Source organism: Kineococcus rugosus, from assembly GCF_050871975.1.
In the GTDB taxonomy this organism is placed as follows: Bacteria; Actinomycetota; Actinomycetes; order Actinomycetales; family Kineococcaceae; genus Kineococcus.
Map to the genome: position 1 here is coordinate 60,027 of NZ_JBJLSJ010000028.1, position 10,756 is coordinate 70,782.

A 10,756-nucleotide genomic window follows, 5' to 3' on the forward strand; every position below is an offset into this window, starting at 1 on the left:
CCGGCCGTGGCGCACGTCGTCCTGCTCTCCGACACGCACCTGCCGACGCGGGCGAAGGACCTGCCCGCGCCGGTTTGGGCGGCGGTCGAGGCGGCCGACGTGGTGCTCCACGCCGGGGACTGGTGCGACGCGGCGACGGTCCTCGCGCTGCGCGCGCGCACCGCCCGCCTCGTCGGCGTCGCGGGCAACAACGACGGCGCGGACGTGCGCGAGCACCTGCCGGGGTTCGCGTCCGTGACCGTCGAGGGGGTCCGCTTCGGCCTCGTCCACGAGACCGGCGACCGGACGGGCCGGGAACGGCGGTGCGACGCCGCCCACGCCGACGCCCACGACGTGCTGGTGTTCGGGCACAGCCACATCCCGTGGGACACCACGACACCGCGGGGTCTGCGGCTGCTGAACCCGGGGTCCCCGACGGACCGGCGGCGCCAGCCCACCGGCACCTGGATGGAGCTCGACGTCCACGACGGGCGGCTCTCACCCGTCGTGCTGCACCGGGTGCCCCCGAGGCCGCCGGCCGGGGGCCGGTCTCAGAGGTAGATGTCGACCCGGCCGGCCGGGTGCAACGGGTCGGCGGGCCCGACCTCGACCCCGTCGCGCGGGGTGGGGCGCCGGACGACCATCGCCGGGCGGCGGCGCCGCTCGCGGTCGCCGGGGGACCCGGCGGGGGCGGGCGCAGGCGTGGTGAGGGCCTGCGAGCTCCAGCTGACGCTCTCGAGGCTGATCATGTCCTCCCATCGGTCGTCACGCTGCGTGGTTGAGCCTGTCGTCCGCGTTCACCCGTTCGGTCCACCCGCTGACGCTGCGCCCCGGTCCGCCCAGGCGCGGGCCAGCAGCTCGTACGACCGCGTCCGCTCGGCGGGGTCGTGCACCTCGGTCACGACCATCAGCTCGTCGGCGCCGGTGCGCGCGGCCAGCCCGGCCAGCTGCGGCACCACCTCCCCGGGCGTGCCCGCCACCAGCGGCGGCAGCCGGCCGGCGGTGTGGCGCTCGGCGAGCGTCCACCGGTGCGCGGCGGCCTCCTGCGGGGTCGGCAGGGGGGCGGGCGCGCCCAGCCGCGAGCGCACGGCGGCCAGCGTCGCGGCGTGCGCCAGCTCGGCGGCCCGGCCGGCGCGCTCGGCGACGACCACGGCCACGGTGAGCACCGCGTACGGGGTGGGCCGTCCGCGCCCGGGCCGCGCGGAGGGGGTGAACGCCCGCCGGTACCGCTCCAGCACGTCCGCGGGGTCCACGGTCCCCAGGTGCCCGGCGTGGGCGAACCCCGTCCCCTGCTCGGCCGCCAGCTGCGCCCCGTGGTCGCTGGACCCCAGCACCCACACCGGCGGCAGCGGCACGTCGGTGGGCATCGCGGTGACCCCCGCGAGCGGGTGACCGGGGACGAACCCCTCGACGTGGCCGTGCAGGTCGGCCAGGTCCTCGCGGACGTCGCGGGCCCGGTCCCCGTCCGGGCCGGCGGCGCGGCGCAGGGCCGTCGCGGTGCGGCCGTCGGCGCCCGGCGCCCGGCCCACGCCGAGGTCGATCCGGCCGGGGTGCAGCGCCTCCAGCGCCCGGAACGTCTCGGCCACGTGCAACGGCCGGTGCTGGGGGAGCATGATCCCGCCGGCGCCGACCCGCAGCGTCGTGGTGGCCGCCGCGATCGAGGCGATGAGGACCGCGGGCGCCGAGACCACGGCGGGGGAGCCGTGGTGCTCGGCGACCCAGTACCGGTGGTACCCGAACCCCTCGGCGGCCCGGGCGAGGTCGAGGCTGCGGCGCAGGGCCGCCGAGGGCGGGCTGCCGGTGGTGACGGGGGACAGGTCCAGGACGGACAGCGGGACGGTCACCCTGTGCCGAACTCGCCGATCCGGTGCGGAGTTCCGCTCGGCGCGCGGACCGCGCACGGATCGAGCACCCTGGGACCATGAGCAGGACGACCCAGCGTGACGACCTGTCGGTGCACCGGCACGGCGCGCGCGGTGAGAACGCCGAGTCCCCGACGCAGATCCCGGCCAAGGGCTGGTTCGCCGTCACCAAGCGGGCGTGGGCGGAGGCCAAGGACGACCAGGTGCCGCTGCTGGCGGCCGGGGTCGCCTTCAAGGCCTTCCTCGCGATCTTCCCGGCGCTGACGGCGGCGTTCCTCATCTGGGGGATCTTCGGGGACCCCAGCCAGATCACGAACCAGATCAACGGCATCAGCGCCATCCCGGAAGAGGCCCGGAACCTGGTGACGAGTCAGGTCGAGAACGTCTCGGCGCAGAAGTCGACGGCCGGGATCACCGCCGTCGTGGCCATCCTGCTGGCGCTGTGGAGCGCCTCCAGCGGCGTCGAGAACCTCATGGCCGCCACGAACATCGCCTACGACGAGAAGGAGTCGCGGGGGTTCGTCAAGCGCAAGGGCACCGCGTTCCTGCTGACCATCGGCGCGATCGTCTTCATGCTGCTGGCCATCGCCTTCATCGGCGTCGCGCCGGTGCTGGTCAACGCCCTCGGCGCCAGCGGGGCCGTCAGCGCCGTCGTGAACGTGCTGCGCTGGGTGCTGCTGCTGGCGCTGGTCCTGGTGGCGCTCGCCGTCGTCTACCGCCTGGCCCCCGACCGCGACGCGCCGCAGGCGAAGTGGGTGTCGGTGGGCGCGGGGGTCGCGACGGTCCTGTGGCTGGTCGTGTCGGCCGGGTTCTCCATCTACGTCTCGACGGCCGGGCAGTCCTCGTACGCCAAGAACTACGGCGCGATGGCCGGGGTCGTGGTCCTGCTCATGTGGCTGTGGCTGACCAGCTACGCCATCCTGCTCGGCGCCGAGGTCAACGCCGAGTCCGAGAAGCAGACCGACAAGGACACCACCGTCGGCCCGGAGCAGCCCATGGGCGAGCGCGACGCGGTGGCCGCCGACCGCAAGCCCGAGACCCGATGACGAGAGGAGCCGACGTGCCCGAGGAGAAGGACAGCGCCCAGGAGCACCTGGAGGCGTCGAAGGAGCTCACCGAGGAGGCTCGCCAGGGCTGGGAGGCCCTCCCCGAGAGCCAGGAGGCCGACGACGCGGGCGTGCGGGGCCAGCAGGGGCACCAGGCGCCGGCGGACTGACCCGGCCCCACCCGCACGTCGGCCCCCGGGCCGCCCGCCACCCCTCCCGGGAGCGGCGGGCGATCCGAGGGCCTTTCCGTGACCGTGGCACGATGACCCCGTGAAGAGCACCGCTGGTTGGTCGTCGGCGCGCAGCGGCCGGCGGTGACGGGGCTCCTCACCGGTCTCGCGGTCGTCGCCACCATCGTCGCCGTCGGGTACCTCGTCGGCCGCGCCGGCGTCCTGGGCCCCTCCGGCCAGACCGTCCTGTCCCGGCTCGTCTTCTTCGTCGGGACACCGGCCCTGCTCCTGCAGACGCTCGCCGAGGCCGACGTCCACGTCCTGTTCTCCGAGCAGCTGGCGGCGACGGGCGCAGGGGTGCTGTGCTCGGTCCTGGTGTGGCTGCTGGTTGCCGGCCGGTGGCTGCGGCTGTCCCGCGACGACCTCGTCATCGGCGGTCTGGCCGGCTCGTTCGTCAACGCGGCGAACATCGGGCTGCCGATCGCCGCCTACGTGCTGGAGGACGTGACGGCCGTCCTGCCCGCGATGCTGCTGCAGATGGTCGTGCTCACCCCCGTCGCCCTGGGCGTCCTCGACGTCGCCCACCACCCCGGTGAGCCGGGGCGGTCGGCGGCGGCGCGGCGCCTGCTGGCGCCCCTGGTGAACCCCATCCTGCTCGCCAGCGTCGTGGGCGTCGTCCTGTCGATCACCGGGTGGCGGCTGCCGACCGCCGTCGGCCAGCCGCTGGGCCTGCTGGCGGGCCTGGCGATCCCCGGCGCGCTCCTGGCGTTCGGGATCTCCCTGCACGGCGGCAGCGCGGCGGGCTGGCGCTCGGGCGGGGTGCTGCTGGCGACCGCGGTCAAGGCGTTCCTGCAGCCGGCGGCCACCTACGCGGTGGCGCGGTGGGTGCTGCGGATGGACGACCACGCGGTGCACGCGGCGACGGTCGTCGCCGCGCTCCCCACGGCGCAGAACGTGTTCACCTACGCGGTCCGGTACGGGGTGGCCCGCGACCTGGCCCGGGACACCGTGCTCCTGACGACGGTCCTGTTCGGCCCCGTGATCGTGCTGATCAGCGTCGTCCTGGGCTGAGCGGTGGTGCCCCGGGCGGCGGCCTAGCGCCCCCCGCCGAGCTTGCGCGAGCGCTGGGTGGACCCGGGCCCGCCGTAGGGGTAGTCGGCGGGTTCGGGGTCGCTGGCCTCGTCGAGGACGGCGAGCTCGGCGGCCTCGAGCTCCAGGTCGGCCGCGCCGAGGTTCTCGACGAGCTGCGCCGTGGTGCGCGCCCCGAGGATCACCGAGCTCACCGCGGGCTGGGCGCACAGCCAGGCCAGCGCGACCTGGGCCATCGTCACCCCGCGCTCCTCGGCGACGCGCTGCACGGCGTCCACCACGGCCCAGGTGCGGGCCGCGGCGTTGCGCCGCGCGTACGCCTCGACGCCGCGGTCGGGGTTCTCGCCCAGGCGGGTGGCGCCGGTGGGGGTGGTGTCGCGGGTGTACTTGCCGGACAGCCAGCCGCCGCCGAGCGGGGACCACGGCAGCAGCCCGAGGCCGTTCTCCTCGGCGGCCGGCACGATCTCCCACTCGATCTCGCGGACCAGCAGGTTGTACTGCGGCTGCAGGGTCACCGGCGGGGAGAAGCCCGCGGCGTCGGCGACGTCGACGGCCTTCTGCAGCTGCCAGCCGGTGAAGTTGGACAGCCCGACGTGGTGGACCTTCCCGGCGCGCACGAAGGAGTCCAGGGTCGCCAGGGTCTCCTCGATCGGCGTCCACGGGTCCCAGGCGTGGACCTGGTAGAGGTCGACCGCCTCGACGCCGAGGCGGCGCAGCGAGGCGTCGAGGGCGCGGGTGAGGTGGCGGCGCGACAGGCCCACGCCGTTGGGCTCGCCGGAGGTGGGGAACCGGCCCTTGGTGGCCAGCACCACCCGCTCGGTCACGTCGGCGGGCCGGTCGGCCAGCCAGGCGCCGATGATCTCCTCGGACACCCCGCCGGAGTAGACGTCCGCGGTGTCCACGAGCGTCCCGCCGGCGGCGAGGAACGTGTCGAGCTGCTCGAAGGCGACGTCGCGGTCGCTCTCGGCACCGAAGGTCATGGTGCCGAGCGCGAGGTTCGACACCGACGTGCCGCTGCTTCCCAGGGTCCTGTGCTCCATGCCGCGCATCCTGCCCCCGGGGGCGGGTCCCCACCTCCCGGTTCTGGATCGGCACCGTCGAACGGGGACACCTGGCCGTCCGACCACGCGGCCTGACAGCATCGGCCCGTGCTGACGCAGCCACCGGCCGGTCCCGGAGTGTTCGACGTCCACGTCCGGGGGACGGTGTTCCTCGACATCGTCCTGACGGGGCTGGACGACGAGCCGCGGCTCGGGACGGAGGTGTGGACCTCGGGGATGGGCTCGTGCCCCGGCGGCATCGCGAACATGGCCGTCGCCGCCGCCCGGCTGGGGCTGGGCACGTCGCTGTCGGCCGCGTTCAGCACCGACGCCTACGGCCGGTTCTGCTGGCAGACCCTGGGGGAGCAGGAGGGCGTCGACCTGTCGACGTCGTACCTCGTCGAGGACTGGCACTCCCCGGTCACCGTCTCCCTGGCCTACGGCGGGGACCGGGCGATGGTCACCCACGAGCACCCCGCGCCGGTCGACGAGCCCGAGCACGTCCCGGCCGCCCGCAGCGCCCTCGTGCACCTGGCCGCGGTGCCGCAGCCGTGGGTGCTGCGGGCCCGCGAGCAGGGGGCGCTGGTGTTCGCCGACGTCGGCTGGGACTCCTCCACGCAGTGGAACCCCGACGTGCTGGCCGGGCTGGAGCACTGCCACGCCTTCCTGCCCAACCACGTCGAGGCCATGCGCTACACCCGCACCGACTCCGCCGAGGCGGCGGTGGCCGCGCTGGCCGAGCGGGTGCAGGTGGCCGTCGTGACGCGCGGGCCCGACGGCGCGGTCGCGGTCGACGCCGGGACGGGGGAGCGGGCCGAGGTCCCGGGGCTGCGGCTGGAGGCGCTCGACGCCACCGGGGCCGGCGACGTGTTCGGGGCCGGCTTCCTCGCCGGGACGCTGGCCGGCTGGCCGCTGGCGGACCGGCTGTCGTTCGCGAACCTGTGCGCGGGGCTGTCGGTCCAGCAGTTCGGCGGCTCCCTGTCGGCGCCGGGCTGGGGCGACATCGCCGACTGGTGGTCCCACCTGCGGCGGGGTCCGCGGACCTCGGCGACCTCCCAGCTGGTGCGGCGGTACGGGTTCCTGGACGCGGTCCTGCGCGAGCACCCGCCCACCCGGGTGGCGGTGCGCCGCGCCACCGCGACGCTGGCGGTCGGCAACGACCTGCCCACGGGCCCCGGTCCGTCGTTCTGAGCCCCGTCCGCGTCTGCGGCTGCGCCGGGCGCGGTGCGCGGCGATGATCGGCCGATGAGCGTCCAGCGACCGGGAGCAGCCGAGTTCGTCCCCGCCGGGGCTGACCTGACGGGGCTGCGGGAGGCCGCGCCCGCCTGCCGGGGGTGCGAGCTGTGGGAGCCGGCGACCCAGGTGGTGTTCTCCGCCGGCTCACCGACCGCCCGGCTCGCGCTGGTGGGGGAGCAGCCCGGTGACCAGGAGGACCGGCGCGGGGTCCCGTTCGTCGGGCCGGCGGGGAAGCTGCTGCAGCGGGCCGTCGCCGAGGCGGGCATCGACGTCGCGACGACGTACGTGACGAACGCCGTCAAGCACTTCCGCTTCACGCAGGAGGCGCCGGGCAAGCGGCGCATCCACGCCTCGCCGGACGCGGGGCACGTGACGGCGTGCCGGCCGTGGCTGAGCGCGGAGCTGGCGGTGGTGGACCCCGAGGTCGTCGTGTGCCTCGGGGCGACCGCGGCGAAGGCGCTGCTGCCGAAGGACTTCCGCGTGACCAAGCACCGCGGTCAGGTGCTGCGGCTGAGCACCACCAAGGGGGAGAAGACGTTCCTGGGGACGATCCACCCGTCGGCGGTGCTGCGCGTGCCGGAGGCGGACCGGGACGCCGCCTACGCCGGGCTGGTGGCCGACCTGCGCACTGCGGCGGCTGCCTTGTCCTGACATGCGGGTACCATAGATGCATCATGGACGCCTCAGCCTCCGAACGGGTCTACGCCCACGTCAAGCACCGCATCCTCGACCGGACCCACCCCGGCGGGCAGCTGCTCACCGAGGGGGAGATCGCCGAGGCCGTGGGCGTCTCGCGCACCCCCGTCCGCGAGGGGCTGCTGCGCCTGGAGGCCGAGGGGCTCGTCCGGCTCCTGCCCAAGCGCGGCGCCCTCGTCGTCCCCGTCTCCCCGGCCGAGGTCGAGGACGTCCTGGAGGCCCGCGAGCTCGTCGAGGTCCACGCCGCCCACCGCGCCTGGACCGGGCGCGCCGAGCTCGCCCACCGCCTCCAGCCCCACCTGCTCGCCATGGAGCGCGCCGCCCGCGCCCAGGACCCCTGGGCCTTCACCTCCGCCGACCGCGCCTTCCACGCCGAGGTCGTCCGCGCCGCCGGCAACGAGGTCCTCGCCGCCCTGTACGACTCCCTGCGCGACCGCCAGACGCGGATGGGCGTGGCCAACCTCGCCGGCTCCGACGACCGCGCGGCGCGCGCCCTGGCCGACCACCGGGCCCAGCGCGAGGCCCTCCTGGGCGACGACGAGCAGGCCTGGGTCGAGCTCGTGCGCACCCACGTGCGGACCGCCGCGGACCGGCTGCGGACGGTGCGCCCGTGACCGCCGCCGCGGCGCGCGGGGGAGCCGTCAAGGGGGCCTGGGTCGTCTTCGCCGTCGGCGCCCTGGCCTACGTCGTCACCGTCGCCAACCGCACCTCGCTGGCCGCGGCCGGGCTCGACGCCCAGCACCGCTACGGCATCACCGCCGGGACGCTGTCCAGCTTCGCCGTCCTGCAGTTCGTCGTCTACGCCGCCCTGCAGGTCCCCGTCGGCGTCCTCATCGACCGGTGGGGGCCGCGCCGCCTCGTCGTCCTGGGCGCCGCGACCATGGGCGTCGGGCAGCTCGTGCTGGCCTTCAGCACCCAGACCTGGCAGGCGGTGCTGGCCCGCGTCCTGGTCGGCGCCGGCGACGCGGCCACCTTCGTCAGCGTCCTGCGCGTCACGACGAACTGGTTCCCGCCGCAGCGCGTGCCGGTGATGACCCAGCTCGTCGGCCTCTTCGGCCAGCTCGGCCAGGTCTTCAGCTTCGTGCCGCTGGTCGCGCTGCTGCACGGGCCGGGCTGGACCCCCGCCTACGCCGGGATCGGCGCGTTCTCGCTGCTGGCCACCGCCCTGTCGATCATCGTCCTGCGCGACGTGCCCCCGGGCCGGGAGAACCCGCGCGTCACCAAGTCGGTGCGCGAGGTCGGCGGCGACCTGCGGGCGGCGCTGCGCCACCCCGGGACGCGGCTGGGCCTGTGGTCGCACTGGGCCACGCCGTTCTCCGGGAACGCCTTCGCGACGCTGTGGGGGTTCCCGTTCCTCGTCTCCGGTCAGGGGCTGAGCACCGGCACCGCCAGCGCGCTGCTGACCCTGTACACCGTCACCGCCGCCGGCGCCGGCCCGGTGTTCGGCACCTTCGTGGCCCGGCACCCGCTGCGCCGCTCCTGGCTGGTCCTGGCCATCGTGGGGTCGCAGGCCGCCGTGTGGGGCGTCGTGCTGCTGTGGCCCGGACCCGCCCCGTTGGCTCTGCTCGCGCTGCTGGTGGTCGTCGCCGCGACCGGCGTGCCCGGGTCCCTCATCGGCTTCGACTACGCCCGCACCTCCAACCCGGCGCACCGCCTCGGCGGTGCCACGGGGATGACTAACGTCATGGGGTTCACCGCCTCGGTCGTGCTCATCCTGCTCGTCGGGGTGCTGCTCGACGTCCAGGGCGCCGGGACCCCCGGGACGTACTCGCTGGACGCGTTCGAGGTGGCGTTCGCCCTGCAGTACCCGCTGTGGGCGGTGGGGGTCGTCGGGATCCTCGTCAGCCGCCGCCAGACCCGCGCCCTGATGGCCCGCGACGGCGTCGTCGTGCCCCGGGTGCGCGACGTCCTGCGCGCGAGGAGGTCCGGGGTGGCGGTTCCCGCGCCGGTGCCGGCACGGCATGATGCGACGGGTGACCGATGAGAAGCAGAAGGCGCAGATCGGCGTGACCGGTCTGGCGGTGATGGGCCGTAACCTCGCCCGCAACATCGCCCGGCACGGCTACGTGACCGCCGTCCACAACCGCACCGACGCCAAGACCAAGGCGCTGATCGAGGAGTTCGGGGACGAGGGCACCTTCGTCCCCGGCTACACGACCCAGGAGTTCGTCGACTCCCTGGAGTCGCCCCGCACGATCATCATCATGGTCAAGGCCGGCGGCCCCACCGACGCCGTGATCGACGAGCTGGCCCCGCTGTTGTCCGAGGGCGACATCCTCGTCGACGGCGGCAACGCCCACTTCCTCGACACCCGCCGCCGCGAGGCCGCGCTGCGCGAGAAGGGCATCCACTTCGCCGGGGTCGGCGTCTCCGGCGGTGAGGAGGGCGCCCTCCTGGGTCCCTCGATCATGCCCGGCGGCTCCGAGCACGCCTACGCCAAGCTCGGGCCGATCCTGGCCGACATCGCCGTGTCCGTGGACGGCACGCCGTGCTCCACGCACGTCGGCCCCGACGGGGCGGGCCACTTCGTCAAGATGGTCCACAACGGCATCGAGTACGCCGACATGCAGCTCATCGCCGAGGCGTACGACCTGCTGCGCCACGGCCTGGGCCGCACGCCCAAGCAGCTCGCCGAGATCTTCACGACCTGGAACTCCGGGGACCTGGAGAGCTTCCTCATCGAGATCACCGCGCGCGTCCTGGACAAGGACGACCCGACGCAGGACGGCGTCGCGCTCGTCGACGTCGTCCTCGACGAGGCCGAGCAGAAGGGCACCGGCCGCTGGACGGTGCAGACCGCCCTGGACCTGGGGACCCCCGTCTCCGGCATCGCCGAGGCCGTCTTCGCCCGCGCCCTGTCCGGCCACGCCGAGCAGCGCAAGGCCGCCCAGGGCGTCCTGCCCGGCCCGGCCGCCGGCGCCGAGGGCACCGGTGGCTTCGTCGCCGAGGCCGACGCCGACGCGTTCGTCGACGACGTCCGCGCGGCGCTGTACGCCTCCAAGGTCGTCGCCTACGCGCAGGGCTTCGACATGATCCGCGCCGGCTCGGTCGAGTACGGCTGGGGCATCGACCCCGGCGCGATGGCGACCATCTGGCGCGGCGGCTGCATCATCCGGGCGAAGTTCCTGGACCGGATCAAGGACGCCTACGCCCGGGACCCCGAGCTGCCCTCGCTGCTGCTCGACCCGTACTTCGCCGACGCCGTGACCCGCGGCCAGGAGGCCTGGCGCCGGGTCGTGGTGCACTCGGTGAACGTCGGGATCCCCGCCCCCGGCTTCGCCTCGTCGCTGGCCTACTACGACGGCCTGCGCCGCGAGCGCTCCTCGGCCGCGCTGGTCCAGGGCCTGCGCGACCTGTTCGGGGCGCACACCTACAAGCGCGTCGACCGCGACGGCTCGTTCCACGTCGAGTGGACCGGCGACGGGTCCGAGACCCGCTCCTGACCCACCCGGGAACGCGGACGGCGGTGGTCCCCCTCGCGGGGGGCCACCGCCGTCGGCGCGTCCGGTCAGCCCACGCGCTCGGCGCGGGGGGGGGGGGGGGGCGGGGGGGCGGCCCCCACCAGCCCCCCCGCGCTCGCGCCGGAGGAGGCGTCTTCGCCGTAGAGACCGAACACCTCGACGACATACTACTGAGAG

Annotated in this window: 12 protein-coding genes; 9 read left to right on the forward strand and 3 right to left on the reverse strand. The window is 75.1% G+C overall.

Features of this window, described 5'->3' with window-relative positions; all coding sequences use genetic code 11:
* Nucleotides 1-6 precede the first annotated feature (6 nt).
* Nucleotides 7-540, forward strand: coding sequence for a metallophosphoesterase family protein (locus tag ACRYM6_RS16225; RefSeq protein ID WP_432543920.1), 534 nt, complete (start codon nt 7-9; stop codon nt 538-540).
* Here ACRYM6_RS16225 and ACRYM6_RS16230 read toward each other — a convergent pair.
* On the reverse strand, nt 531-728 hold the full coding sequence (locus ACRYM6_RS16230; protein WP_432543921.1) for a hypothetical protein: 198 nt from the start codon (nt 726-728) through the stop codon (nt 531-533). The genes ACRYM6_RS16225 and ACRYM6_RS16230 overlap by 10 nt on opposite strands.
* A 48-nt stretch (nt 729-776) precedes the next feature.
* Nucleotides 777-1,823, reverse strand: coding sequence for an LLM class flavin-dependent oxidoreductase (locus tag ACRYM6_RS16235; RefSeq protein WP_432543922.1), 1,047 nt, complete (start codon nt 1,821-1,823; stop codon nt 777-779).
* A 77-nt stretch (nt 1,824-1,900) separates the two neighbouring features.
* On the opposite strand from ACRYM6_RS16235, the gene ACRYM6_RS16240 reads away from it, so the two are divergent.
* From ACRYM6_RS16240 to ACRYM6_RS16250, 3 genes are all read left to right on the forward strand, one after another.
* Nucleotides 1,901-2,887, forward strand: a complete 987-nt coding sequence (locus ACRYM6_RS16240) for a YihY/virulence factor BrkB family protein (RefSeq protein ID WP_432543923.1) — start codon at nt 1,901-1,903, stop codon at nt 2,885-2,887.
* Between the two features lie 14 nt (nt 2,888-2,901).
* Entirely contained in the window at nt 2,902-3,057 is a 156-nt protein-coding gene (locus ACRYM6_RS16245) for a hypothetical protein (protein WP_432543924.1), read from the forward strand.
* A gap of 144 nt (nt 3,058-3,201) precedes the next feature.
* On the forward strand, nt 3,202-4,128 hold the full coding sequence (locus ACRYM6_RS16250; protein WP_432543925.1) for an AEC family transporter: 927 nt from the start codon (nt 3,202-3,204) through the stop codon (nt 4,126-4,128).
* Between the two features lie 23 nt (nt 4,129-4,151).
* Here ACRYM6_RS16250 and ACRYM6_RS16255 read toward each other — a convergent pair whose 3' ends face one another.
* The gene (locus ACRYM6_RS16255) at nt 4,152-5,186 is read right to left on the reverse strand and encodes an aldo/keto reductase (protein ID WP_432543926.1); all 1,035 of its coding nucleotides are present in this window, start codon (nt 5,184-5,186) and stop codon (nt 4,152-4,154) included.
* A 108-nt stretch (nt 5,187-5,294) separates the two neighbouring features.
* Here ACRYM6_RS16255 and ACRYM6_RS16260 point away from each other — a divergent pair, with 108 nt between their 5' ends.
* Genes ACRYM6_RS16260 through gndA form a run of 5 tightly spaced genes read left to right on the forward strand, consistent with a single transcriptional unit; the run spans nt 5,295 to nt 10,561 of the window.
* Entirely contained in the window at nt 5,295-6,377 is a 1,083-nt protein-coding gene (locus tag ACRYM6_RS16260; RefSeq protein ID WP_432543927.1) for a PfkB family carbohydrate kinase, read from the forward strand.
* Nucleotides 6,378-6,431: 54 nt separating this feature from the next.
* Nucleotides 6,432-7,073 carry a UdgX family uracil-DNA binding protein gene (locus ACRYM6_RS16265; RefSeq protein ID WP_432543928.1) on the forward strand — a complete coding sequence of 214 codons (642 nt, stop codon included), beginning with the start codon at nt 6,432-6,434 and terminating at the stop codon, nt 7,071-7,073.
* A gap of 23 nt (nt 7,074-7,096) precedes the next feature.
* Nucleotides 7,097-7,732 carry a GntR family transcriptional regulator gene (locus tag ACRYM6_RS16270; RefSeq protein WP_432543929.1) on the forward strand — a complete coding sequence of 212 codons (636 nt, stop codon included), beginning with the start codon at nt 7,097-7,099 and terminating at the stop codon, nt 7,730-7,732.
* A complete protein-coding gene (locus tag ACRYM6_RS16275) occupies nt 7,729-9,102 on the forward strand; it encodes an MFS transporter (RefSeq protein WP_432543930.1) in 1,374 nt (457 codons plus the stop codon). Before ACRYM6_RS16270 ends, ACRYM6_RS16275 begins: the two co-directional genes overlap by 4 nt.
* Nucleotides 9,083-10,561, forward strand: coding sequence for an NADP-dependent phosphogluconate dehydrogenase (gndA, locus tag ACRYM6_RS16280; protein WP_432543933.1), 1,479 nt, complete (start codon nt 9,083-9,085; stop codon nt 10,559-10,561). Before ACRYM6_RS16275 ends, gndA begins: the two co-directional genes overlap by 20 nt.
* Nucleotides 10,562-10,756 lie beyond the last annotated feature (195 nt).